23 protein-coding genes and 1 pseudogene are annotated in these 24,262 nt (G+C 73.0%); 6 read left to right on the top strand and 18 right to left on the bottom strand.

Annotated features, from left to right (window positions below; translation table 11 throughout):
* Window positions 1-70: 70 nt before the first annotated feature.
* The 4 genes from GQS52_RS05240 to GQS52_RS05225 form a co-directional block, all read right to left on the bottom strand.
* Window positions 71-571 carry an NUDIX hydrolase gene (locus GQS52_RS05240; RefSeq protein ID WP_182311888.1) on the bottom strand — a complete coding sequence of 167 codons (501 nt, stop codon included), beginning with the start codon at window positions 569-571 and terminating at the stop codon, window positions 71-73.
* A gap of 60 nt (window positions 572-631) precedes the next feature.
* Window positions 632-1,627, bottom strand: a complete 996-nt coding sequence (locus tag GQS52_RS05235; RefSeq protein WP_182311887.1) for a magnesium and cobalt transport protein CorA — start codon at window positions 1,625-1,627, stop codon at window positions 632-634.
* Between the two features lie 160 nt (window positions 1,628-1,787).
* The gene (locus GQS52_RS05230) at window positions 1,788-2,000 is read right to left on the bottom strand and encodes a cold-shock protein (protein WP_182311886.1); all 213 of its coding nucleotides are present in this window, start codon (window positions 1,998-2,000) and stop codon (window positions 1,788-1,790) included.
* A gap of 141 nt (window positions 2,001-2,141) precedes the next feature.
* Window positions 2,142-3,944, bottom strand: a complete 1,803-nt coding sequence (locus GQS52_RS05225) for a BCCT family transporter (RefSeq protein ID WP_182311885.1) — start codon at window positions 3,942-3,944, stop codon at window positions 2,142-2,144.
* Window positions 3,945-4,142: 198 nt separating this feature from the next.
* On the opposite strand from GQS52_RS05225, the gene GQS52_RS05220 reads away from it, so the two are divergent.
* Window positions 4,143-5,282: a glycerate kinase gene (locus tag GQS52_RS05220; RefSeq protein ID WP_259370598.1), complete on the top strand. Its 1,140-nt coding sequence runs from the start codon at window positions 4,143-4,145 to the stop codon at window positions 5,280-5,282.
* Window positions 5,283-5,450: 168 nt separating this feature from the next.
* Here GQS52_RS05220 and pssA read toward each other — a convergent pair whose 3' ends face one another.
* The 13 genes from pssA to GQS52_RS05155 all read right to left on the bottom strand — a co-directional run bounded on the left by pssA (window position 5,451) and on the right by GQS52_RS05155 (window position 19,781).
* Window positions 5,451-6,284, bottom strand: a complete 834-nt coding sequence (gene pssA, locus GQS52_RS05215; protein WP_259370597.1) for a CDP-diacylglycerol--serine O-phosphatidyltransferase — start codon at window positions 6,282-6,284, stop codon at window positions 5,451-5,453.
* On the bottom strand, window positions 6,271-6,918 hold the full coding sequence (locus GQS52_RS05210) for a phosphatidylserine decarboxylase (RefSeq protein WP_182311883.1): 648 nt from the start codon (window positions 6,916-6,918) through the stop codon (window positions 6,271-6,273). Before GQS52_RS05210 ends, pssA begins: the two co-directional genes overlap by 14 nt.
* Window positions 6,919-7,087: 169 nt before the next feature.
* Window positions 7,088-8,293 (bottom strand): acyl-CoA dehydrogenase family protein, encoded by a 1,206-nt coding sequence (locus GQS52_RS05205; protein WP_182311882.1) that lies wholly within the window; start codon window positions 8,291-8,293, stop codon window positions 7,088-7,090.
* 5 nt (window positions 8,294-8,298) lie between these two features.
* Entirely contained in the window at window positions 8,299-8,811 is a 513-nt protein-coding gene (locus tag GQS52_RS05200) for a MaoC family dehydratase (protein WP_182311881.1), read from the bottom strand.
* Window positions 8,812-8,851: 40 nt separating this feature from the next.
* Window positions 8,852-10,861, bottom strand: coding sequence for a protein meaA (locus GQS52_RS05195; RefSeq protein ID WP_182311880.1), 2,010 nt, complete (start codon window positions 10,859-10,861; stop codon window positions 8,852-8,854).
* A gap of 28 nt (window positions 10,862-10,889) precedes the next feature.
* Window positions 10,890-12,227, bottom strand: coding sequence for a crotonyl-CoA carboxylase/reductase (ccrA, locus tag GQS52_RS05190; RefSeq protein WP_182311879.1), 1,338 nt, complete (start codon window positions 12,225-12,227; stop codon window positions 10,890-10,892).
* 473 nt (window positions 12,228-12,700) lie between these two features.
* The gene (locus tag GQS52_RS05185) at window positions 12,701-13,528 is read right to left on the bottom strand and encodes a TetR family transcriptional regulator (protein ID WP_182311878.1); all 828 of its coding nucleotides are present in this window, start codon (window positions 13,526-13,528) and stop codon (window positions 12,701-12,703) included.
* A gap of 112 nt (window positions 13,529-13,640) precedes the next feature.
* Window positions 13,641-15,440, bottom strand: coding sequence for a 3-hydroxybutyryl-CoA dehydrogenase (locus GQS52_RS05180; RefSeq protein ID WP_182311877.1), 1,800 nt, complete (start codon window positions 15,438-15,440; stop codon window positions 13,641-13,643).
* Between the two features lie 465 nt (window positions 15,441-15,905).
* Window positions 15,906-16,937 carry an ATP-binding SpoIIE family protein phosphatase gene (locus GQS52_RS05175; RefSeq protein ID WP_182316220.1) on the bottom strand — a complete coding sequence of 344 codons (1,032 nt, stop codon included), beginning with the start codon at window positions 16,935-16,937 and terminating at the stop codon, window positions 15,906-15,908.
* The gene (locus GQS52_RS05170) at window positions 16,934-17,344 is read right to left on the bottom strand and encodes an anti-sigma regulatory factor (protein WP_182311876.1); all 411 of its coding nucleotides are present in this window, start codon (window positions 17,342-17,344) and stop codon (window positions 16,934-16,936) included. The genes GQS52_RS05175 and GQS52_RS05170 overlap by 4 nt, the downstream gene beginning before the upstream one ends.
* Complete coding sequence (locus GQS52_RS05165; RefSeq protein WP_220472835.1) at window positions 17,341-17,784, bottom strand: STAS domain-containing protein; 444 nt, start codon at window positions 17,782-17,784, stop codon at window positions 17,341-17,343. The genes GQS52_RS05170 and GQS52_RS05165 overlap by 4 nt, the downstream gene beginning before the upstream one ends.
* Complete coding sequence (locus GQS52_RS05160) at window positions 17,781-18,647, bottom strand: STAS domain-containing protein (RefSeq protein ID WP_182311874.1); 867 nt, start codon at window positions 18,645-18,647, stop codon at window positions 17,781-17,783. Before GQS52_RS05160 ends, GQS52_RS05165 begins: the two co-directional genes overlap by 4 nt.
* 51 nt (window positions 18,648-18,698) lie before the next feature.
* Window positions 18,699-19,781 (bottom strand): radical SAM protein, encoded by a 1,083-nt coding sequence (locus tag GQS52_RS05155; protein WP_182311873.1) that lies wholly within the window; start codon window positions 19,779-19,781, stop codon window positions 18,699-18,701.
* Between the two features lie 155 nt (window positions 19,782-19,936).
* On the opposite strand from GQS52_RS05155, the gene GQS52_RS05150 reads away from it, so the two are divergent.
* Window positions 19,937-20,380, top strand: coding sequence for an SRPBCC family protein (locus GQS52_RS05150; protein WP_182311872.1), 444 nt, complete (start codon window positions 19,937-19,939; stop codon window positions 20,378-20,380).
* A gap of 72 nt (window positions 20,381-20,452) precedes the next feature.
* Here GQS52_RS05150 and GQS52_RS05145 read toward each other — a convergent pair whose 3' ends face one another.
* Window positions 20,453-20,905, bottom strand: coding sequence for a MarR family transcriptional regulator (locus GQS52_RS05145; protein WP_182311871.1), 453 nt, complete (start codon window positions 20,903-20,905; stop codon window positions 20,453-20,455).
* A 132-nt stretch (window positions 20,906-21,037) separates the two neighbouring features.
* Between GQS52_RS05145 and GQS52_RS05140 the strand changes: the two genes are divergently transcribed.
* From GQS52_RS05140 to GQS52_RS05125, 4 genes and pseudogenes are all read left to right on the top strand, one after another.
* On the top strand, window positions 21,038-21,457 hold the full coding sequence (locus tag GQS52_RS05140; RefSeq protein ID WP_182311870.1) for an SMR family transporter: 420 nt from the start codon (window positions 21,038-21,040) through the stop codon (window positions 21,455-21,457).
* A 31-nt stretch (window positions 21,458-21,488) separates the two neighbouring features.
* Window positions 21,489-21,812 (top strand): annotated as a pseudogene (locus GQS52_RS05135) (multidrug efflux SMR transporter); the annotation flags it as partial.
* Between the two features lie 208 nt (window positions 21,813-22,020).
* The gene (locus GQS52_RS05130; protein ID WP_182311868.1) at window positions 22,021-22,854 is read left to right on the top strand and encodes a M55 family metallopeptidase; all 834 of its coding nucleotides are present in this window, start codon (window positions 22,021-22,023) and stop codon (window positions 22,852-22,854) included.
* Window positions 22,847-24,259: a M20/M25/M40 family metallo-hydrolase gene (locus GQS52_RS05125; RefSeq protein WP_259370595.1), complete on the top strand. Its 1,413-nt coding sequence runs from the start codon at window positions 22,847-22,849 to the stop codon at window positions 24,257-24,259. The genes GQS52_RS05130 and GQS52_RS05125 overlap by 8 nt, the downstream gene beginning before the upstream one ends.
* Window positions 24,260-24,262: the final 3 nt, after the last annotated feature.

The following is a 24,262-nucleotide window of genomic DNA, read 5'->3' as shown; positions in this document are numbered from 1 at the left end:
CCGGCCCGGCCCGACCCGGGTCGGCTCTCGGCCTTCGGCGGCCTTCGGATGCCCCGGCCCCCGGCGGCGCTCAACCGTCCGCGGGCAGGCCGTCCTCGAGTTCGACGGGGCCGCCCCCGGCCGCGCGGGCGGCCAGTGCGGCGCGCACGCGGCGCAGGACGCCCGGGGCGGCCAGGGCCTCGGCCTCGGGGCCGCCCGGCGCGACCATGCGCCACTCGGCCAGCTCCTCCTCCTGGAGGACGACCGCGGCCTGCCGGGCCCCGTCGAGCACACCGCCGTCGTAGAGGTGGACCACGACCGGGGGCCGCTGCTCGCCGTGCACCCAGTCCACGGCGAGCAGGGCGCCCGGCCCGGTGCCGATCCCCAGCTCCTCGCGCACCTCGCGGCGGGCCGCCCGGCGCGGGCTCTCCCCGGTGTCGGACTCCACCCCGCCTCCGGGCAGGGTCCACCGGCCGTCCTCCCGGTAGGTCGTCCTCACCAGGAGGACGCGGCCGTCCGCGTCGCGGAAGAGCACCTCGGCCGCGGCGAGGACCTTCGGCAGCCCGGCGATGTAGGCGGCGTAGTCGAGCATGCCCGCACCGTACCCGCTGCTGTGCTCCGCCCGCGCCGCTGTGCTCCGCCCGTGTCCGGCTCACAGCCAGCCGTTGCGGCGGAAGAGCCGGTACAGCAGGAAGCAGGCGCCCGCCATCAGCCCGAGGGCGGCCGGGTAGCCGTAGGACCATTCGGCCTCGGGCATGTGCTCGAAGTTCATCCCGTACACCCCGGCGACCAGGGTGGGCAGGGCGAAGATGGCGGCCCAGGCGGAGATGGTGCGCATGTCGTCGTTCTGCCAGGCGCCCACCCGGGCCAGGTGGGCGTCCAGCACCGAGTTGAGCAGCTCGTCCAGGGCGCGGACCTCGTTGGAGGTGTGCTGGAGGTGGTCGGCCACGTCGCGGAAGTACGGCAGCGCCTCCTCGGGCCAGCCGGTGCGCGGGCCCGCGAACTCCTCGGCCACCGGGAGCAGCGGCTGGACGGTGTCGCGGAACTCCAGCACCTCCCGCTTGAGGGAGTACACCTCCTCGATGACGTCCTCGCGCTCGGGGGAGAAGACCCGGCGTTCGAGGGCGGTCAGGTCCGCCCCCACCTGCCGGGCGGCCGTCCCGTAGGAGTCGACGACCACGTCGAGGACGGCGTGCAGCACGCCGGCCGGTCCGAAGGCCAGGGGCGCGGGGTCGGCCCCGAGCCGGCGGGCGGCCTCGGCGGCGGGGTCGGCCCGGCCGTGCCGGACGGTGACCACGAAACGCGGCCCGAGGAAGACCATGACCTGGCCCACCTCCACGTCGGAGGTCTCCCCGACGTACCACAGGGTCCGCAGCGCGACCGCGAGGACGCCGTCGGCGTAGCGCTCGCGCTTGGGGCGCTGCTGCGGCTGGAGGGCGTCCTCGACGGCCAGCGGGTGCAGGCCCAGTCCCTCGCCCAACTGCTCGAGCTCGCCGGCCGAAGGGTTGTCGAGGCGGACCCAGCCGAAGGCGTCGCCGCCCAGCCCGCGCAGCCGTTTCAGCACGGACTCGCACCCCTGTGCCGCGTCCGGACGGGACATCAGCCCCGTGCCCGTGCCGTCCTGTCCTTCGTAGATGGCGCATTCCATGCTTCCTCGGATGCGCGCTGCCGCGGGTTTCATGCCGCGGTTCTCGTGCCGCGGTTCTCGAGCCGTCCGTTCCGCCGGACGCCGAAGGGCCCGGGCGCTCCGCGCGGTGCGGTGCGCCCGGGCCCCCGCGGCCGGGTCCTCCTGTGCGTCCGACGCCGTGTCAGCGGGCGTTCAGACGAACGATGTTCTCGGCCTGCGGCCCCTTCTGGCCCTGTCCGACCTCGAACTCGACGGCTTCGCCCTCGGTCAGCTCCCGGTAGCCGCCCCCCTGGATGTTGGAGTAGTGCGCGAAGACGTCCGGGCCCCCGCCGTCCTGGGAGATGAAGCCGTAGCCCTTCTCGGAGTTGAACCACTTCACGGTGCCACTGGCCATGCTGATGCGTCCTTCATCCACGTAGGGAGCCGGCCCGGGTGCGGGCCTTCTCCGGGGCCCTCCGCGGGCACCCGCCGCCGTTCTACCCAACTCGGCGCCCGCCTATCCGTTCGACGGCACACGGATGGTGCGAGAGGTGCGTTACGGTTTTCCGCCCCCGGGGCCGCTCTGCTCCCCGGAGTCGCTCCCGTCCCCGGGGTCGCTCTCGTCCCCGGGGCCGCCCGCGCCCCTCGCGCTGCGGGCGGCGCGGCGCAGCCGGCGGTGGTGGGGGTGGACCGCGGCGTGCTCGGCCATGGCCTCGCCGACCTCGGCGCGGACCGCGTCCCGGATGCCGCGCAGGGCGCGGCGGCGCTCCGCCCCCAGCGCCGGGTCCTCCCGGAGCTCCTTCACCAGCGACGCGCACAGCCCCAGCATGACCAGCACGAACGGCAGCGCGACCAGGATCGTCGCCGTCTGCAGCGCCTCCAGGCCGCCGGCCAGCAGCAGCACGGCGGCGACCGCCCCGATCAGCACGCCCCAGGTGACGACCAGTCCGCGCCGCGGCTGGAGGGCGCCGCGGCTGGACAGCGAGCCCAGGACGAGCGAGGCGGCGTCGGCGCCGCTGACGAAGTACAGGGCGACCAGCACGATGCAGACCAGGCCGGTCAGGGTGTACCAGGGGAGGGCCTCCAGCAGGCCGAACAGCGCGGCCTCCTGCCCCTTGCCCAGCGCGCCCACCAGGTCCGCGTCCCCGCGGTCCTGCAGCCGGATCGCGCTGCCGCCCAGGACGGCGAACCACACCGCGCTGGCGCCGCTGGGCACCAGCAGCACCCCGACGACGAACTCGCGGACGGTGCGGCCGCGCGAGATGCGGGCGATGAAGGTGCCCACGAAGGGGGCCCAGGACAGCCACCACGCCCAGTAGAAGACGGTCCAGCCGCCCAGCCACCCGGGGTCGGAGAAGGCGCCGGTGGCGCTCGCCATCGGGATCAGGTTGTTCAGGTAGCCGCCGACGCTCGCCGGCAGCACGTCCAGGACGTAGACCGTGGGGCCGACGACGAAGACGAAGGCGATCAGGAAGACCGCCAGCGCCATGTTGGTCGTCGACAGCCACTTCACGCCGCGGTGGACGCCGCTGACGGCGGAGACCACGAAGGCCAGGGTGAGGGCGGCGATGATGATCAGTTCCAGCCACTTGCCGGCCGCTACGCCGGCGACCAGCTCCAGGCCGGCGGCCATCTGCAGCGCCCCCAGGCCCAGGCTGGTCGCCGACCCGAAGACGGTGGCGAAGATCGCCAGCAGGTCGATCGCCCGGCCCGGGGCCCCCTCGGTGCGCTTTTTGCCCAGCAGTCCCACGAACGCCGAGCTCATGTTGTTGCCGCGCCCCTTGCGGAAGGTCGCGTAGGCCAGGGCCAGGCCGGCGACGGCGTAGATCGCCCACGGGTGCAGCGTCCAGTGGAAGAGGGTGTACTCCATGGCGCTGCGGGCGGCGCCCTCGCTCAGCGGCTCCTGGCCGGAGGCGGGCGGCGGGTCGGAGAAGTGGGTCAGCGGCTCGGCGACGCCGTAGAACATCAGCCCGATTCCCATGCCGGCGCTGAACATCATCGCGGTCCACGACACGGCGTTGAACTCGGGGACCTCGTCGTCCCGGCCCAGGCGGATGCGGCCGAACCGGGTCGCGGCCAGCACCAGGGCGAGGACGAGGAAGAGGTCGGCGGCGGAGACGAACAGCCAGGCGAAGCTGTGCAGGGTCCAGTCGAGGGCGGCGCCGGCCACGGAGTCGAGGTGTTCCGGGGCGAACACGCCCCAGGCGACGAGGGCGGCGGTCAGCAGGGTGCCGACGCCGAACACCACCCGGTCGGGCGGCAGGGTCCTGGGCTGCGGGCCGGCGCCGGGCAGCGGCTCGGCGACCGGCTCCCCGGCGGCGCGCGGATCCCCGCCGGGTGCTGTACCGGGAGTGCTCATCTGTGACCCCTTTCCGGCTCACGGAGAGGAAGCGGGCGGTGGTTTTCCACCGGAACCCTCATTCACTATCCGGCCCGGAGCTGCGGAAACGTCCGCGACGGCCCGTGCGCGGAGAGTGACGGCCGGATGCGGGGGTCCGGCGGCGGTAGGGTCCGGAACGTCACGACGACCGGGGACGACCGTGGACGGGAGTGGGAAGTGGCCGGCGGACGACACGTTCTGATCGCTGCGGACAAGTTCAAGGGGTCGCTCTCCGCCGCGCAGGTCGCGGACCACGTCGCCCGGGGACTCCGCCGGGTCGTGCCGGGGCTGCGCACCGAGGCGCTGCCGGTGGCCGACGGCGGGGAGGGCACGGTGGACGCGGCCGTGGCCGCGGGTTTCGAGCGGCGCGAGGCCGAGGTCACCGGCCCGCTGGGCACACCGGTGCGCGCGGCGTACGCGCTGCGCGGCACCGACGCGGTGCTGGAGATGGCCCAGGCGTCCGGGCTGCGGCACCTGGCGGAAGGGGTGTTCGCCCCCCTGGAGGCCACCACGCGGGGCACCGGCGAACTGCTGCGGGCGGCACTCGACGCGGGCGCGCGCAGGATCGTCCTTGGCGTCGGCGGCAGCGCCACCACCGACGGCGGGGCCGGGATGCTCACCGCCCTCGGGGCCCGGCTGCTGGACGCGGACGGGGCCCCGGTGGGGCCCGGCGGCGGCCCGCTCGCCGGGCTGGCCTCGGCGGACCTGTCCGCGCTGGACGGGCGGCTGGCGGACGCGGAGGTGGTGCTGGCGGGAGACGTCGACAACCCGCTGCTGGGGCCCGCCGGCGCGGCCGCCGTCTACGGGCCGCAGAAGGGCGCCTCGCCCGGGGAGGTGGAGGCGCTGGAGGCGGCCCTGGGCCGCTGGGTGCGGGTCCTCGCGGAGGCGCTGGGGGAGCGGGCCGCCGCTGCGGCGCGGGCCCCGGGGGCGGGCGCGGCCGGCGGGGTCGGCTACGCGGCCCTGGTGGGCCTGGGGGCGGTGTTCCGGCCGGGCATCGAGGTGCTGATGGAGACGCTGCGCTTCGCCGAGGCCCTGGACCGGGCGGACTTCGTGATCACCGGGGAGGGTTCGCTCGACGAGCAGACCCTGCACGGGAAGGCGCCCGCGGGGGTCGCGCGGGCCGCGCGCGGGCGAGGGCTGGACGTGGTCGCGGTCTGCGGCCGGCTGCTGCTGGACCCGCGGGCGCTGGCCGGGGCGGGCGTCCTGCGGGCCTACGCGCTGACCGACCTCGAGCCGGACCCGGCGGTGTGCATGGCGCAGGCCGGCCCGCTGCTGGAGCGGACGGCGGAGCGCGTCGCCCGCGACTGGCTGGTGTGAGCCGCCGTCCCGCACCGGCCCGTGCCCGCGGACGCGGCGCACGGTGCGGGACGGGCGCGGGAACGGGGCGGGACGGAAACGGGACGGGCGCGGGAACGGGGCGGGGCCCGGCGATCGATCCGATCGCCGGGCCCCGCCCCGTCCGCTCCCGTTCCGGGAGGGTGTGCCCTAGGGCAGCTGGGCCGCCCGGTCGCGCCGGTTGACGCGGAAGGCGTTGGCCCGCCGGGCCGTGGCGAACAGCGGGATGACCGCGGCCAGGATCACCTGGAGGGCGGCCCCGGTCTTCAGGAGCTGCTCGCCGCCGGGGGCGCCGACGGTCCAGGCGGTCAGGCAGCCGATGCTGATCGCGACCCAGGCCAGCACCGCCACCGCGAGCCTGCCGCGCGGCTTGGGGTACTCGACCCGGCTGACCATCAGCCACGCCACGCCGACGATCGCCAGCAGGGTGGGCACGAAGGGCAGCTGCAGCAGCACCACGGAGATCACCGTGAGCGCGCCGAAGGGGCTCGGCATGCCCTGGAAGACGCCGTCGCGGACCGTGGTGCAGGAGAATCTCGCCAGTCGGAGCACGACCGCCAGCAGGACCACGATGGCGGCCACCGCCGAGAGCCGCTGGTGCACGCCGTCCGAGACCAGGCCCCAGACGACGACGAAGTACGCCGGCGCCAGCCCGAAGCTGATCAGGTCGGAGAGGTTGTCCAGCTCCGCGCCCATCGCCGAGCTGCGCAGCTTGCGCGCGACCAGCCCGTCGAAGAGGTCGAAGACGGAGGCGAGCAGCAGCAGCGTCACCGCCGTGGCGGCGCTGCTGCGGGTCATCCCGCCGTCCGTCTGGCCCATCAGGTGGGGGACCAGGACGCCGGTGGTGGTGAAGTACACGGCCAGGAAGCCGCAGGCGGCGTTGCCCAGGGTCAGCGCGTCGGCTATCGACAGCCGCGTGGACAGCGGCATGTCGTCGTCCTCGGCCGCCCAGGGCCCCTGTGTGTCGGAATCAATCACGGTCAAGGCGGGTCTCCCCTGCTCGCGTGGGCTGGCCGACCTCGACCGCCGCCTCGACGCCCTCCGGGAGGTAGACGTCGACGCGCGACCCGAAGCGGATCAGGCCGATCCGCTCGCCCTGCTCGACCTTGGTGCCCTGCGGGACGTAGGGGACGATGCGCCGGGCCACCGCGCCGGCGATCTGCACCATCTCCACGTCGCCGATCTCGGTGTCGAAGTGCCAGACGACCCGCTCGTTGAACTCGCTCTCCTTGTTGAACGCCGGGACGTATCCGCCGGGGATGTGCTCGACGGAGGTCACGGTGCCCGCCAGCGGAGCCCGGTTGACGTGCACGTTGAGCGGGCTCATGAAGATGGCCACGCGGGTGCGCCCGTCCTTCCACGGCATGATGCTCTGCACCACGCCGTCGGCGGGGGAGATGACGCGGCCGGTGGCGATCTCGCGCTCGGGGTCGCGGAAGAACCACAGCATGCCCGCCGCCAGCGCTGTGGCGGGAACGGCTGCTGCTGCCCAGCGCCCCGAGCGGCGGGCCTTGGCCAGGCTGACCGCGGCGGTCGCCACGGTCGGAAGGAGCCACGGCGACGCTCCACGCGCGAGGGAGACCCTGCCGCGCCTTGCAGAAGAATTGCTGTGGGGCATTGATGACCTTCGTAGCGGAGGAGATGCCGCGGGGTGGTGGTGGCGGCGGCTTTCAAACGATGCTAGCGGCTCCGGACAACAACTCGCCAAGCTCGGTGGCCAGTACGTTGTCCGAAACCGCCAGGGCATCGGGTTCCCCTAGGGGGAATATATGAACATATCAGGACATTCAGCCCTGGATGCGGTACTCCTCGAGGAGTCGCCGACCGATGATCATTTTCTGGATCTCGGCGGTACCTTCACCGATCAGCAGCATCGGGGCCTCGCGGTACAGGCGCTCGATCTCGTACTCCTTGGAGAAGCCGTAGCCGCCGTGGATGCGGAACGAGTCCTCCACGACCTCCTTGCAGTACTCCGAGGCCAGGTACTTCGCCATGCCGGCCTCGAGGTCGTTGCGCTGCCCGCTGTCCTTCTTGCGCGCGGCGTTGACCATCATCGCGTGCGCGGCCTCGACCTTGGTGGCCATCTCGGCGAGCTTGAACTGGATCGCCTGGTGCTGGGCGATCGGCTTGCCGAAGGTGTGGCGCTGCTGCGCGTAGTCCACGCCCAGCTCGAAGGCGCGCTGCGCCACGCCGCAGCCGCGGGCGGCCACGTTGACGCGGCCGACCTCGACGCCGTCCATCATCTGGTAGAAGCCGCGGCCGGTGGTCCCGCCCAGGACGCGGTTCGCCGGCACCCGTACGCCGTCGAGGATGAGCTCGGTGGTGTCGACACCCTTGTAGCCCATCTTCTCGATCTTGCCCGGGATCGTCAGGCCGGGGCGGACCTCGCCGAAGCCGGGCTCCTTCTCGATCAGGAAGGTGGTCATCGACTTGTGCGGCGCGGTGCCCTCGGGGTGGCCCTCGTCGGTGCGGCACAGCACCGCGACCAGGGTGGAGGAACCGCCGTTGGTCAGCCACATCTTCTGGCCGGTCAGGACGAACTCGTCGCCGTCGCGGACGCCCTTGGTGCTGATCGCCGAGACGTCCGAGCCCAGGCCCGGCTCCGACATGGAGAACGCGCCGCGCACCTCGCCGGTGGCCATCCGGGGCAGGAAGTGGTCCTTCTGCTCCTGGGTGCCGTGCTGCTTGAGCATGTACGCGACGATGAAGTGGGTGTTGATGATGCCGGAGACGCTCATCCAGCCGCGGGCGATCTCCTCCACGCACAGGGCGTAGGTGAGCAGCGACTCGCCGAGCCCGCCGTACTCCTCGGGGATCATCAGCCCGAAGACGCCGAGCTCCTTGAGGCCCTCGACGATCTCGGTCGGGTACTCGTCGCGGTGCTCCAGCTCGGTGGCGACCGGGATGATCTCCTTGTCCACGAAGTTGCGGACGGTGGAGACGATCTCGCGCTGGATCTCGGTCAGGCCCTCGGTCTGCGCAAGGCGGCCCATGTGACTCACTTCTCCTTCTGCTGCAGCTCGGGGCGGCCCGGCTGCTCGCCGCCGCGCGCGGTGATGTAGGTGGCCGTGGGGACCATGACCTTGCGCCGGAACACGCACACCAGGGTGCCGTCCTGCTTGTAGCCCTTGGTCTCGACGTACACGATGCCGCGGTCGTCCTTGGACTTCGACGGCCACTTGTCGAGGACGGTCGTCTCGCCGTAGATCGTGTCGCCGTGGAAGGTCGGTGCCACGTGCTTGAGCGACTCGATCTCCAGGTTGGCGATCGCCTTGCCGGAGATGTCGGGGACGGACATGCCCAGCAGGAGCGAGTAGATGTAGTTGCCCACCACCACGTTCCTGCCGAAGTCCGTCGTCTTCTCGGCGTAGTTGGTGTCCATGTGGAGCGGGTGGTGGTTCATGGTGAGGAGGCAGAAGAGGTGGTCGTCGTACTCGGTGACCGTCTTTCCGGGCCAGTGCTTGTAGACCGCCCCGACCTCGAACTCCTCATAGGTGCGACCGAACTGCATTCTCAAGCCTCCACGGGCGGGTCGATGGTGCTGGTGCGGGTCATGCCGTCGGCTCCGGGGCGTCCAGCTTGTTGACCCGGCGGATCTCGTCGACGATCTTCCCGATGATCTCGGTGATGCCGAAGTCCTTCGGGGTGAAGACCGCGGCGACCCCGGCCTCCTTCAGCGCGGCGGCGTCCGCGGAGGGAATGATGCCCCCGACGATCACCGGGACGTCGTCCGCCCCCGCCCGGCGCAGCCGCTCCAGCACGTCGGGGACGAGCTCGCAGTGCGAACCGGACAGGATCGACAGGCCCACGCAGTGCACGTCCTCGGCGACCGCGGCGTCCACGATCTGCTCCGGGGTGAGGCGGATGCCCTGGTAGACCACCTCGAAGCCGGCGTCGCGGGCACGCACCGCGATCTGCTCGGCGCCGTTGGAGTGGCCGTCCAGTCCGGGCTTGCCGACCAGCAGGCGCAGGCGCTGCCCGAGCTGCTCGCCGGTGACCCGCACCTTCTCGCGGACCTCGGCCATCTGCGAACCGGCCTCGGCGGTCACCGCGACCGGCGCGCTGCTGACCCCGGTGGGGGCGCGGAACTCGCCGAACACCTCGCGCAGCGCGCCGGCCCACTCGCCGGTGGTCACGCCCGCGCGGGCGCACTCCAGCGTGGCCTCCATCAGGTTCTCGTCGCCGGCGGCGGTGGCCCGCAGCCGCTCCAGGGCCTTCGCCGCCCGCTCGTCGTCGCGCTGCTCGCGCCAGGCGCCCAGCGCGGCGACGACGCGGGCCTCGTTGGCCGGGTCGACGGTCATGATGGCGGTGTCGAGGTCGGCGGTGAGCGGGTTCGGCTCGGTGCCCTCGTAGCAGTTGACGCCGACGACCTTCTCCTCGCCCGACTCGATGCGGGCGCGCCGCTCGGCGTGGCTGGAGACCAGCTGGGACTTCAGGTAGCCGGACTCCACGGCGGGGACGGCCCCGCCCATCTCCTGCACCCGCTCCATCTCCGCGGTGGCCTCGCGGACGATCTCGTCGACCTTGGCCTCGATCACGTGCGAGCCGGCGAAGATGTCCTCGTACTCCAGCAGGTCGCTCTCGAGCGCCAGGACCTGCTGGATGCGCAGCGACCACTGCTGGTCCCAGGGCCGGGGCAGGCCCAGCGCCTCGTTCCAGGCGGGCAGCTGGACGGCGCGGGCGCGCGCGTCCTTGGAGAGGGTGACGGCCAGCATCTCCAGGACGATGCGCTGGACGTTGTTCTCCGGCTGCGCCTCGGTCAGGCCGAGCGAGTTGACCTGCACGCCGTAGCGGAAGCGGCGCTGCTTGGCGTTCTCGACGCCGTACCGCTCGCGGGTGACGGTGTCCCAGATGCGGGTGAAGGCCCGCATCTTGCACATCTCCTCGACGAAGCGCACGCCGGCGTTGACGAAGAAGGAGATGCGGGCGACCACGTCGCCGAACTTCTCGGCCGGCACCTGGCCGGAGTCGCGCACCGCGTCCAGCACCGCGATCGCGGTGGACATCGCGTAGGCGATCTCCTGGACCGGGGTGGCCCCGGCCTCCTGCAGGTGGTAGCTGCAGATGTTGATCGGGTTCCACTTGGGGATGTTGGCGACCGTGTAGGTGATCATGTCGGTCGTCAGGCGCAGGGAGGGCCCGGGCGGGAATACGTGCGTCCCGCGCGAGAGGTACTCCTTGACGATGTCGTTCTGCGTCGTCCCCTGCAGCAGGCGGACGTCCGCCCCCTGCTCCTCGGCGACCACCTGGTACAGCGCCAGCAGCCACATGGCGGTGGCGTTGATGGTCATCGAGGTGTTCATCTGATCGAGGGGGATGCCCTCGAACAGCCGGCGCATGTCGCCGAGGTGGGAGACCGGGACCCCGACCCGCCCGACCTCGCCGCGGGCGAGAACGTGGTCGGGGTCGTAACCGGTCTGCGTCGGGAGGTCGAACGCGACCGACAGCCCCGTCTGGCCCTTGGCGAGGTTCCGCCGGTACAGGGCGTTGGACTCATCCGCGGAGGAGTGCCCCGCGTACGTCCGCATCAGCCACGGACGATCCTTCTGACGCTCACTCATCAGTGTGACCTCGGCAGTCTCGGGCGGTTCAGACGTTGCGGAAGCGGTTGATCGCCGGGAGGTGCTTCTCGCGCATCTCCTGGTCGCGCACGCCCATGCCCTCGCGCGGGGCCAGGGCGAGGACGCCGACCTTGCCCTGGTGGAGGTTGCGGTGCACGTCGTACGCGGCCTGCCCGGTCTCCTCGAGGGTGTAGGTCTTGGAGAGGGTGGGGTGGATCTTGCCCTTGGCGATCAGGCGGTTGGCCTCCCACGCCTCGCGGTAGTTCGCGAAGTGCGAGCCGACGATCCGCTTCAGCGACATCCACAGGTAGCGGTTGTCGTACTGGTGCATGTAGCCCGAGGTGGAGGCGCAGGTGACGATGGTGCCGCCCTTGCGGGTGACGTACACCGAGGCGCCGAAGGTCTCGCGGCCGGGGTGCTCGAAGACGATGTCGACGTCCTCGCCGCCGGTGAGCTCGCGGATGCGCTTGCCGAAGCGCTTCCACTCGCGCGGGTCCTGGGTGTTCTCGTCCTTCCAGAACTTGTAGCCCTCGGCGTTGCGGTCGATGATCGCCTCGGCGCCCATGGCGCGGCAGATGTCGGCCTTGGCGTCGGAGGAGACCACGCAGATCGGGTTGGCGCCGCCGGCCAGCGCGAACTGGGTGGCGTACGAGCCCAGGCCGCCGGAGGCGCCCCAGATCAGCACGTTGTCGCCCTGCTTCATGCCGGCGCCGTTGCGGGAGACCAGCTGGCGGTAGGCGGTGGAGTTCACCAGGCCCGGGGCCGCGGCCTCCTCCCACGACAGGTGGCGCGGCTTGGGCATGAGCTGGTTGGACTTGACCAGCGCGATCTCGGCGAGGCCGCCGAAGTTGGTCTCGAAGCCCCAGATGCGCTGCTCGGGGTCGAGCATGGTGTCGTTGTGGCCGTCGGCCGACTCCAGCTCCACCGACAGGCAGTGCGCGACGACCTCGTCGCCCGGCTTCCAGGCGTTGACGCCGGGGCCGGTGCGCAGGACCACGCCGGCCAGGTCGGAGCCGATGATGTGGTACGGCAGGTCGTGCCGCTTGGTGAGCGGGGACAGCTTCCCGTAGCGCTCGAGGAAGCCGAAGGTGGAGACGGGCTCGAAGATCGAGGTCCACACCGAGTTGTAGTTGACCGAGCTCGCCATCACGGCGACCAGGGCCTCGCCCGGGCCGAGCTCGGGCACGGGCACATCGTCGAGGTGCAGGGACTTGCGCGGGTCCTTGTCGCGGCTGTCGACACCGGCGAACATCTCCTGCTCGTCCTTGTGGACGGTGACCGCCCGGTAGGACTCGGGGAGCTTCAGGGCCGCGAAGTCGGCGGCGGTGGTGTCCGGCGCGAGGATCGCGTCGAGGATTTCCTTCACTGGGGCCTCCGGCGAAGCGTCCGTCAAGGGACGCTTGAGGGAACGCTGGGGTCTCGGACGGTCTTGTTGCCGACGGTACGGCGGGTGGAGCAGGGCCGCGCGGTGGCGCGGGCAGGGTGCCTGTGACGCAGGCGTCCGGGCGCACAACCGGGCAGGTTGAGGGGACAGGCGACGCACGACGAGGGTGTCTGCGCGCCGCCCGCCCGGACAGCACTCACGTTATGGCACGCCGTGCCACTCGTAAAGACACTGCGTGCCAACACTTTCGGACAGCCCCGCCCACCAAGCAGGACGTACCCCCGAAACCCGGACGTAACGCAGGCTTTCCGTGCGGTTGACCGGGTGTGACACCGCGCACCCGTGCTCCGGCCCCGCCCGGACGGCCGGAGGACCCCCGTGAACGGCCCCGGCGTCCCGCCGTGCCGCTCGGGGCACGGCGGGACGCCGGGGGAGGGATCAGAGCCGCAGCGGGTTCAGGCGCGGGACTTCAGGGCTTCCTCGATGGTGCGCATGACCTCGTCCAGGGGGGCGTCGGTGCGGGCGACGGTGACGAGGACCTCGCCGCGCCGTGCGGCCGTGGCGGCCGGGGTTCCGCCGGCGGCGTCCGTCCCGGAGGGGGCCTGGCGGCGGATCCCTATGCCGGTGCCGAAGGCGGCCCGGATGACGCCGAAGGCGTGGTCCAGCTGCGCCTCCACGTCGCCGGTGCCGCCGGCGCGCAGCCAGCGGCGCAGGACGTGGTTGTGGGCCGCGACCACCGCGGACGCGGCGACGTAGGCCAGCAGCGGGTCGTCGTCGTCGGCGTCGCGGTGGGCCGCCTCGTCGAAGTGGCCCAGAAGGTAACTGGTGAACAGCCGCTCGTAGCGGGCCACCGAGGCGATCTCCCGCTCCCGCAGGGTGGGGACCTTGCGGGTCAGCCGGTACCGCTCGACGGAGACGGCCGGGGACTCGGCGTACATCCGCAGCACCTCCTTGATGCCGCGGCACACGGTGTCCAGGGGGTGCTCCTCCGGGTCCGCGGACTCCAGGACCTGGGAGACCCTCACCAGGGTGTCGTCGTGGTCCGGGAAGATCGCCTCCTCCTTGGACCGGAAGTGCCGGAAGAAGGTGCGGCGGGCGACCCCGGCCTTGGCGGCGATCTCGTCGACCGTCGTCTCCTCGTACCCCTGGGTGCCGAAGAGCTCCATCGCGGCCGCGGCCAGGTCCCGGCGCACCCGGTGGCGCTGCGCGGAGGCGCGCCTGCTCCCGGTGGTGTCGTGGCCTTCGGGGGCGGCGGTGCGGGTGGGCTTCAGCGGCTGGGACATGCGAGGCACGTTACACGCGGTGCCCGAGGTGCGGGGACGCGTCCGGGGCGGGGCGGGCGGCCGGGACGGGCTCCTGGGCTCCAGGAGCCCGCCCCAGCCGGTCCCCTCGGCCTCAGCGCCGGGCATACTCGCGGAAACCGCGGCCGGTCTTGCGGCCCAGGCAGCCGGCGGCCACCAGGTGCTCCAGCAGCGGCGCGGGCGCCAGGCCCGGCTCGCGGAACTCGCCGTGCAGGACCTGCTCGATGGCCAGGGAGACGTCCAGGCCGACCACGTCCAGCAGCTCGAACGGGCCCATCGGGTAGCCGGCGCCCAGCTTGATCGCGGTGTCGACGTCGTCGACCGTGGCGTAGTGCTCCTGCACCATCCTGACCGCGTTGTTCAGGTACGGGAACAGCAGGGCGTTGACGATGAAGCCCGCCCGGTCGCCGCAGTCCACCGGGTGCTTGCGGATCTTCCGGCACACGTCGGTGACGGTGGCGTGCACGTCGTCGGCGGTGAGCACGGTGCGCACGACCTCGACCAGCTTCATGGCCGGGGCCGGGTTGAAGAAGTGCATGCCGATCACGTCCTGCGGGCGCGAGGTGACGCTCGCCAGGGCGACCACCGGCAGCGAGGAGGTGGTGGTGGCCAGCACCGCGCCGGGCCTGCAGACCTTGTCGAAGGTGGCGAACAGCTCCTTCTTGACCTCGAGGTTCTCGGCGATCGCCTCGACCGCCAGGTCGACGCCGGCGAAGGAGTCCAGGGTGCCGCTGGGGGCGACCCGGGCGAGCACGGCGTCCCGGTCCTCCTGGGACATCCGGCCCTTCTTCACCGAGCGGTCCAGGGACTTGCCCAGCGAGGCCAGGGCCTTGTCCGCCTTCTCCTGGCTGCGCGCCACCAGGACCACGTCGTAGCCGGCCTTGGCGAAGACCTCGGCTATGCCGGTGGCCATGGTGCCCGAGCCGGCCACGCCGACGGTGCGCACCTCGCGGCCGCCCTCCCCGCCGCCGGCCGCGGCCGGGGTGAGGTCGTCGGCGACCACCTCGGACGAGCCGGGCTCGGCGTAGGTGTAGAAGCCGCGGCCGGCCTTGCGGCCGGTCAGCCCGGCGGCGGCCAGCTGCTTGAGGACGGGCGCGGGGGCGTGCAGCCGGTCCTTGGACTCGGCGTACATCGCCTCCAGGACGGTCTGCGCGGTGTCGATGCCGATCAGGTCCAGCACCGCCAGCGGGCCCATCGGCAGGCCGCAGCCCAGCCGCATCGCGGCGTCGATGTCCTCGCGGGTGGCGTACTTGGCCTCGTACATCGCCGCGGCCTGGTTGAGGTAGCCGAACAGCAGGCCGTCGGCGACGAGGCCGGGGCGGTCGCCGACCGCGACCGGCTCCTTGCCCAGCTCGCGGGCGAGGACGGTGACGGCCTCGGTCGTCTCCGGGGAGGTCAGCACCGTGGAGGCCACCTCGACCAGCTTCATGACCGGCACCGGGGTGAAGAAGTGCAGGCCCACGACCCGCTCGGGGCGGGTGACGGCGGAGGCCAGACGGGTGACCGACAGGGCGTTGGTGCCGGTGGCCAGGATCGCCCCGGGGCGGCAGACGCGGTCCAGCTCGACGAAGATCTCCTGCTTGAGGTCGAACTGCTCGGGGACGACCTCGATCACCAGGTCGGCGTCGGCCGCGGCCTGCAGGTCGGGGAAGACGCGGAACCGGGCGAGGACGTCGGCGCGCTCGCTCTCCGTGAGCCGGCCGCGCTCGACGGCGCGTGCGGTGGACTTCTCCAGTGCGGCCGCGGCCCGGCGGGCGGCCTCGGCGTCGGTGTCGATGCCGATGACCTCGCGGCCGCTGCGGGCGACGACCTCGGCGATGCCGGTGCCCATGGTGCCCAGGCCCACGACGGCGACGACGGAGAGGGGGCGGGTCGGTGAGGACGTACGGTCCATCGGGACTCCAGAGGAAGGGTGACGGCTGGGGGGAAGGCCGCGGGGGCCTTCCCGGGGAGCGGGGGTGCCGGTGGCGCGGCGCTGCCGCGCACGTGCCGTGCGGGAACCACGGGCGCGCGAGCGCCCCGTGCGGTGGCACGGCCCTGTCCCGGGGCCGTGCCGTGGTGTGCCGTGAGCGGCACTCAGTGCCGCCGCTGCGTCACCAAGCGGCGGAACGGGTGGAGAACGACGGATCGTCCTCGCTGTGGCGGGACGGGATCTGTCTGTCCTCTGACGATAACCCGGGGGTAACCGCGAACGCCAGAGGCAGAAGGCACTCAGTGCCACCTTGTTTCTCCGGTCCTGTCCCCGGTGTCTTCCCGGCCCGGACCGATCCATCCCGTTCCGGCCGGGTCCGCCCCGTTCCGGCCGGGTCCGCCCGCCGTCCCCGGCCGGCTGTCCCCGGCCCGCTGTCGCCGTCCGGCGTCACCAGGCGCCGGAGACCGCCACCACCGCGGCGTCGTCGCGCCGCACCCCCGCCTCGCGCAGCAGCTGGCCGGCGACCACCAGCGGGCTGCGGTCCAGCATCCCGGGCAGCGCCGAGGGCTGCCAGCGCTCGGTCAGCCCGTCGCTGTGCAGCACCAGGGCGCCCACCCCGTCCAGCGGGTAGTCGAACGACCGCAGGCGGCGCATCTGGTGGCCCACGATGCCCGGGACGCACGTCATCCCCGACCGCCCGTCCTCCCGGACCAGGGCGCCGGCGATGTTGCCCACGCCGCAGAACGACGCCGTCCGCCGCTGCGGGTCGACGCGCACCACGGCGGCCGCCCCGCCGCGGGTGCGGCGCAACGCCCGGTGCAGGACGTCCATCACCAGCTCGGGCTCGGTCCGGTCCGAGGTGCAGAACGCCTCCACCGCGGCCGCGGAGGCGTCGGCGGCGAGCGGCCCGTGGCCGAGCCCGTCGCACACCATGACCATCAGCACCCCGCCGGTCTCCCGGGCCGCCCAGGCGTCCCCGCACACCTGCTCGCCGGTGATCGGCCTGGTCACGCCCCCGACCCGATCCAGCACGCGTCCCGGGGCGCCCTCCGGCGGGCCGCCCGCCCAGAACCGGGCGGTCAGCACCGTGCCCCGGTCCGGCACCGAGTGCAGGTCGAAGGCGTCGGAGACCCGTTCGATGACGCCCAGGCCGATGCCGAGGGTGCCCGTCGAGGAGACGCCGTCCCGGCGTGAGGCCGCCACGTTCGCCATGCCCGGGCCGTGGTCGACGGTCACCAGCTCCACCCCGGCCCTGCCGCCGGTGCGCAGCGCCCGCAGCAGCACCGCCCCGTCCACCGAGTGGCGGTGGACGTTCTCGGCCGCCTCGGTCACCGCCAGGGCGATCTCCGAGGCCCGGGAGGCCCCCAGGCCCAACCGCTCGGCCAGGTCCCTGGCGGCCCTGCGCACCGCCCCGGGCATGGTGGCCCCGCCCTCGCGGAACCAGGCGACGTCCTCCACCGACAGCGGGCAGCCGCTCATCGCACCCACTTGGTGACCGTCACCCGGGTGCCGGAGCCGGGCGCGGTCTCCAGCTCGAAGTGGTCCGCCAGCCGGCGCGCCCCGCCCAGGCCCAGGCCCAGGCCGTCACCGGTGGTCCAGCCGTCGGTCAGCGCCTGCTCGGGGTCGGCCATGCCGGGACCGGAGTCCTCGAAGACCGCGCGCACCCCTCTGCGGCCCCGCTCCTGCGGGCAGCACACGCGCATCGAACCGCCTCCGCCGTGCACCAGGGTGTTGCGGGCCAGCTCGCTGACCGCCGTCACCAGCTTCGTCTGGTCGACCAGGGACAGGCCGCACTCCTGGGCCAGGGAGCGGACCAGTCTTCGCGCCCGCACCACGTCGTCGTTGGAGGCGATCGGGAGCTGCTGCTCCTCCTCCCCCGCGGTCACCGCAGGTCCGTATCCCGGCCCGGGGACAGGATCCGGTCGGCGGCCGCGTCCGCGGCCGCGTCACCCGACCGGCCCTCCCGGCCCGCACGGCTGCCCTGCAGGATCCGCATGCCCTTCTCCAGGTCGAGCGCGGTCCGCACCCCGCCGAGGGAGAGCCCGAGCTCCACCAGGGTGATGGCCACTGCGGGCCGCATCCCCACCACGACGGTCTCCGCGCCCAGCATCCGCGAGATCGAGGCGATCGTCGCCAGCATCCGGCCGATGAAGGAGTCCACGATCTCCACCGCGGTGATGTCGATCACCACCCCGTGCGCCCCGGAGGAGACGATGCGGTCGGCGAGGTCCTCCTGGAGGTTCAGCACGCTCTCGTCCTCCAGGTCGAACTGGATGGACACCAGGAGGATGCGGCCGATCTGCAGTACCGGCACCCGGTCCATCAGGCCTCCAGGGAGGGTGCCGGGGCGTCGACCTGCACGCCGGTGCTGCGCAGCGCGTGCCGCAGCGCGTCGGCCAGGCTGGCCTTGGTCACGATGTCGCCGAACTCGATGCCCAGTGCCACGATGGTCTGCGCGATCTGCGGCCGGATGCCGGAGACGATGCACTCCGCGCCCATCAGCCGGGCCGCCACCACGGTCTTGAGCAGGTGCTGCGCGACCTGGGTGTCGACGGCCGGCACGCCGGTGATGTCGATGATGGCGTGCTCGGACCCGGTGTCCACCAGTGCCTGGAGCAGCTTCTCCATCACCACCTGGGTGCGGGCGGAGTCCAGGGTGCCCACCAGCGGCACCGCCACGACCCCCTCCCACAGCTTGACCACGGGGGTGGCCAGTTCGAGCAGCTGCTCGGCCTGGTCGTTGATCACCTGCTCGCGGGCCCGGGTGTAGGTCTCGAAGGTGAACAGGCCCACGGCGTCCAGCAGTCGGGAGAAGTCCAGGAAGGCCAGGTACTCCGCGTTCCTGCCGCCCGGGTCGACCGCGGTGAGCACGACGTCCTTGAGGGCGAACAGGCCGACGGCCGTCTCCCAGGGGGTGAAGCCGTGCCGGGCGCGGGACCGGGAGATCTCCGCCAGCAGGGCGCGGGCCTCGCCGAACGCGTCGTCGTGCAGGTCGGAGGGGTTGCGCGCGTCGCGCACGCCGCCCAGCAGCGCCTCGTACAACTCGCCGAGCTCCTGGCGCAGTTCGAGCTCGCCGAGGCGGCCCCGGACGGTCGGGACCGCCTTCTCCACCCACTCGGTGACGAGCTGTTCCCTCCTGGCGGTCAGCAGCTCGACGAGCCGAGCTCCGTTCACGTCGCCGTCCGGCACGAAAACCTCCTTGCGGTTCCGGGTTCGCGGGATGTCGTGGCCCCCAGGAGCCTAGGCCACTGTGGCCCTGCCCCGGGCCGGGCGGCCGGCCTCGCGCCTGCGGGGCCCGCAGCCGTACTCGTCGGCCAGTTCGTGCACCTTCCCCGTGATCCGGCGCTGATACCAGGTGGGGGCGTAGGAGCCGCCCGCGTACAGCGCCTCGTAGCGCGGCACCAGGCGCGGGTGGTGCTCGGACAGCCAGGCGGTGAACCGCTCCCGCACCCCGGGCCGCAGGTGCAGCACGAGCGGGGTGACGGAGACGGCGCCCGCCTCGGCCGCGGCGCGCACGGTTTCGCGCAGCACGACCGGGGAGTCGCCGAGGAAGGGGATCACCGGTGCCATCAGCACCCCGCAGGGGACACCGGCCGCGGTGAGGGCCGCGCAGGCCTCCAGCCGTTCCGCCGGCGGGGGAGTCCCCGGTTCCAGGGCGCGCCACAGGCCGGTGTCGAGCGAGCCGACCGAGACGCACACGCCGACCCGGGCCGCGTCCGCGGCCCGCCGCAGCAGGCCCAGGTCGCGCAGGATCAGCGTGCCCTTGGTGAGGACGGAGAACGGGACGGCCCGCTCGCCCAGCGCGGCCAGGATGCCGGGCATCAGCCGGTAGTGGGCCTCGGCCTGCTGGTAGCAGTCCGTGCGGGTGCCCAGGGCCACGTGCCCGCCGGCGGGGACGGGGCCGGCCAGTTCGCGGCGCAGCAGCTCGGCCGCGTTGACCTTCACCACGATCTGCGAGTCGAAGTCCGGGGCGGCGCCGCGCCCGGGCCGGTGGCGGGTCGTGCGGGCGAAGCAGTACCCGCAGGCGTGACTGCAGCCCAAGTACGGGTTGACGACCCGTTCGAGCGGCGCCCGCCGCGCCCCGGGGAGCCGCTCCAGGATCGAACCGGCCCTCACCTCGTGGAAGGTGACACCGTGCAGCCCGGGGGCGTCGAAGGTGCGGGTCACCGCGGCGGTGTCCGACGGTGCGTCAGGTGCACCGGACGCGGGGGCGGACACGGGTACGGACGCGGGGACGGACGCGGGGACGGAAACCGGGGCGGACGCCGTGGCGGTGGCCGGGGGCGCTGCGGGGCGGTCGTCGCCGAGGTCGTGCGGGTGCATCGTGCCTCCTCAGTTCGCGCCGCCCAAGAATAGAACACATTGTCGAATCCCGTCGGTGTCCGATTTCCCCCGTCCGTCCCCGCGGTGGTTGGCTTGTCCCGGTCCGCACGGCCGCGGCGGACCGCGGACGACACCCCCCGAGCCGAGGAGAGACGATGGCGCAGGTCGAGGCCACCACCCAGCGGGTGATCCGGGCCCACCCCGAGACCGTGTTCGGCGCGCTGGCCGACTACCGGGACGTGAGGCCGAGGCTGCTCACCGGGCATTTCGGCGACTACGAGGTGCGCGAGGGCGGCACGGGCGCGGGCACCGTCGTGCACTGGAGGCTGCAGGCCACCTCCAAGCGGGTCCGCGACTGCCTGGTCGAGGTGACCGAGCCGACTCCCGGCCAACTGGTCGAGCGCGACACCAACTCCTCGATGGTCACCACCTGGACCGTCACCCCGGCCGGCGAGGGCCGCTCCCGGGTCGTCGTGGAGGCGGTGTGGAACGGTGCCGGCGGCGTCGGCGGCTTCTTCGAGCGGGCCTTCGCCCCCAAGGGGCTCAACCGCATCCACGACGGCGTCCTGGAGAAGCTGGCGGCCGAGGTCGGCGGCTGACCGAGCCGCGCGGGTTCGCGGGCCTGCGCGGGCTCGCGGGCTCGCGGGGGCCGTCGGGCCGGCGGGGGAGGGTCAGCCGCCGGCGGCTCTCAGTGCCTGCACGGTGGGGGCGTGGGCGGGGTTCGCGGCGAAGGAGTCGAGGGCCGAGGACAGCGCCTCGGCGTACGTGGCGCGGGCGGCCTCGCAGCGGCTGCGCCCCTCCTCCGTGAGCACCGCGTACACCCCCCGCCCGTCGGAGGGGCAGAGGTCCTTGAAGGCGAATCCCGCGGCCTCCAGGCGTGCGACCGGGCGGGTCACGGACGACTGCCCGAGCCCGATCCGGTCGGCCGGTTCCTGCATGCGCAGCTCGCCGTCGTCCGAGTGCGCCAGGAGTTCCAGGGCCCGGTGTTCCGACAGGCCGATGCCGTGGCGCCGCCGGAGCGCGTGCGCGAGTTCCTTCTCCGCGCGGGCGTGGAGGACCAGGGCGCGCTCCCAGGCCTCCTGGTCGGACACGGCGTTCGGCGCGGGGTGGTGGGGAGCGGCCATGCGGCAACCTTTCCGGAACCGTTTGACAACAAGTTACATGTGCATGCAACTATATGGACCCGTCGCACTCCCCGCACGGGCGGTTCGCGGTCGTAATTCATTTGCACGCGCAAGCAACTTTCTGGAGGTCGTATGTCCGCCCCGCAGCAGGCCGGGTCCAGGAGCACCAACACCGGCTGGGCCTGGCTCCTGTTCTCCTCGCTGTTCGAGATCACCTTCGCGCTCTCCACCGAGGCGACGGACGGCTTCACCCGGCTCGGCCCGTCCCTGCTCACCGTGGCCGCCGCGTCCTGCGGCATCTTCACGCTCTCCCAGGCGCTGAAGAGCGTGGACGTCGGCGTCGGCTACACCGTGTGGGCCGGCATCGGCGGCGTCGGCACGGTCGTCCTCGGCACGGTCGTCTACGACGAGCCGATGACCGTCTGGAAGGTCCTCGCGTTCGTCCTGATCATCGGCGGCGCCCTCGGCCTCCGCATCTCCGACACCGTCGCCGCGAAGAAGAAGGCCGCCGCCGGGGCCGGACCGGCCCGCACCGCGCAGCCCGCCGCCTGAACCCGCCCGCCCGCATCACGAAACGGATCCCACCACCATGACCTGGGTCTTCCTCGGCATCGCCGTCGTCTTCGAGATCGTCTTCGCCCTCGGCACCAACGCCACCAGGGGCTTCACCCGCCTGTGGCCGTCCGTGCTCACGCTCCTCGCCGCCGCGGGCGGCATCTACACCCTGTCCCTGGCCCTGCGCGAGCTGGACGTCTCGGTCGGCTACACGATCTGGACCGGCCTCGGCGGCGTCGGCACCGTGATCTGCGGTGCCCTGGTCTTCAAGGAGCGCATCACCCCCGCCCGCCTGGTCTCCTTCGCCTCCATCATCGGCGGCGCCGTCCTGCTGCGCCTGACGGCCGTCTGACCGCGGCCGTCGCCGCGGGGCGAGGCCCTCTTGCGGGCGGCGACCGCCGCGCGGTACCACGGTGTCCGGCGGCCCGGCCGTACGGCGCCCGGCCGCCGCCGACCGGGGAGGCGCGTTCGACGATGTCCGACACCGCTGTCCGTCCGGGCTCCGCCCGCCGGTGCGCCGCCTGCCCCGCGGGGGCCGCGGCTGCGTACGGTGGCGCACCATGAAGATCCTCCTCTCCGCCGACATGGAGGGCGCGACGGGCGTCACCTGGCCCGCCGACGTGCTGCCCGGCACCGAGCAGTGGCAGCGCTGCCGCGCGTTCTTCACCTCCGACGTGAACGCGGCGATCGCCGGCCTCCTCGACGGCGGCGCCGACGAGGTCCTGGTCAACGAGGCCCACTGGACCATGCGCAACCTGCTGCTGGAGCAGCTCGACGAGCGGGCGCGGATGCTCACCGGGCGGCACAAGGACCTGTCGATGGTCGAGGGCATCCAGCACGGGGACGTCGACGGCGTGGCGTTCGTCGGCTACCACACCGGGGCCGGCACCGAGGGGGTGCTCGCCCACACCTACCTGGCCAACTCGATCACCGGAGTGTGGGTCGACGGCGAACCGGCGAGCGAGGGACGGCTGAACTCCCTGGTGGCCGCCGAGTACGGGGTGCCGGTGGTGCTCGTCACCGGCGACGACCGCACCTGCGCCGACGCGCGGACGTGGGCCCCGCGCGCGGTCGGTGTCGCGGTCAAGGACTACGTCTCCCGGTACGCCGCCGTGTGCCGCCCGCCGGCCCGCACCGCGGCCGACATCCGGGCCGGGGCGAAGGCGGCCGCGGCCCTGGCCGGGCGCACCGACCCGGTGCGGGGCGGGCCGTTCACCGTGGAGCTGGAGTTCGACGCGGTGCACCTGGCCGGCGCCGCGACCGTGGTGCCCACGGTCGAACGGTGCGGCGAACGGCGGGTCCGCTACACATCGGACACCATGTACGAGGGAATCCGCTGCTTCAAGGCGGTCACCACGATCGTCTCGGCAGCAGTGGAGGAGACGTATGGCTGAGCAGTTCCCCGACCGTGTCCGCACCTCCGCCCACGACCCGGCCCCGGACCCCGCCCACGACCCGGCCCAGGACCCCGGGCGGGCCGCGCAGGTGCGCGTCATGGAGGACGAGGCGGTCCGCTTCGCCTCCGACCTGATCCGCATCGACACCACCAACCACGGCGGCGGCGACGGCAACGAGCGCCCGGCCGCCGAGTACGTGGCCGAGAAGCTGGACGCCGCCGGGATCGTGCCGACGATCCTGGAGTCGGTCCCGGGCCGGACCAACGTGGTCGCACGGATCCCCGGGTCCGAACCGGATCTGGACGCCCTGCTCGTCCACGGCCACCTGGACGTCGTCCCCGCGCAGCCCGTCGACTGGACCGTCCACCCGTTCTCCGGGGAGGTCCGCGACGGCGTGGTGTGGGGCCGCGGCGCGGTCGACATGAAGGGCACCGACGCCATGGTCCTGGCCGTGGTGCGCGCCTGGGCGCGCGAGGGCCGCCGCCCCCGCCGCGACGTGGTCCTGGCCTTCACCGCCGACGAGGAGGACACCGCCGCCCACGGTGCGGAGTTCCTCGTCAGGAAGCACCCCGACCTGTTCGAGGGCTGCACCGAGGGCATCGGCGAGTCCGGGGCGTTCACCTTCCACGCCGGGCAGGGGCGCAGGCTCTACCCGGTGGGCGCGGGCGAACGCGGCACCGCATGGCTCAAGCTCACCGCGCAGGGCCGGGCCGGCCACGGCTCGAAGGTCAACCGCACCAACGCGGTCACCCGGATCGCCGCGGCCGTCACCCGCATCGGCGAGTACCGCTGGCCGGTGCGGCTGATCCCCACGGTGCGCGCCGCACTCACCGAGATCGCCGCCCTGGAGGGCCTGGAGGCCAACCTGGACGACCCCGGGTTCGACATCGACGGACTGATCGCCAAACTCGGCCCGGCCGCCAAACTGATCGAACCCGTGGTGCGCAACAGCTCCAACCCGACGATGCTCGAGGCCGGCTACAAGGTCAACGTCATCCCGGGCACGGCCACCGCCTACGTCGACGGGCGGATCCTCCCCGACGGGGCCGCGGAGTTCGCCGAGACCATGGACCGGCTCACCGGCCCCTACGTGGACTGGCACTTCCACCACAACGAGGTGCCGCTGCAGGCCCCGGTGGACTCGCCGACCTACGCGGCGATGCGCGAGGCGCTGGAGCACCACGACCCGGGCGGGCACGTCGTCCCCTACTGCATGTCGGGCGGCACCGACGCCAAGCAGTTCTCCAAACTCGGCATCACCGGCTACGGCTTCTCGCCGCTGAAACTCCCGGAGGGCTTCGACTACCAGGCGCTCTTCCACGGCGTGGACGAACGGGTCCCGGTCGAGGCACTGCACTTCGGCGCCCGCGTGCTGGACCGCTTCCTGAGCCGGGTCGGCTGACCC

The sequence above is a fragment of the Streptomyces sp. SCUT-3 genome, assembly GCF_014083985.1.
Taxonomy (GTDB): domain Bacteria; phylum Actinomycetota; class Actinomycetes; order Streptomycetales; family Streptomycetaceae; genus Streptomyces_H; species Streptomyces_H thermolineatus.
This window is presented reverse-complemented; position numbering and strand designations above follow the sequence as displayed.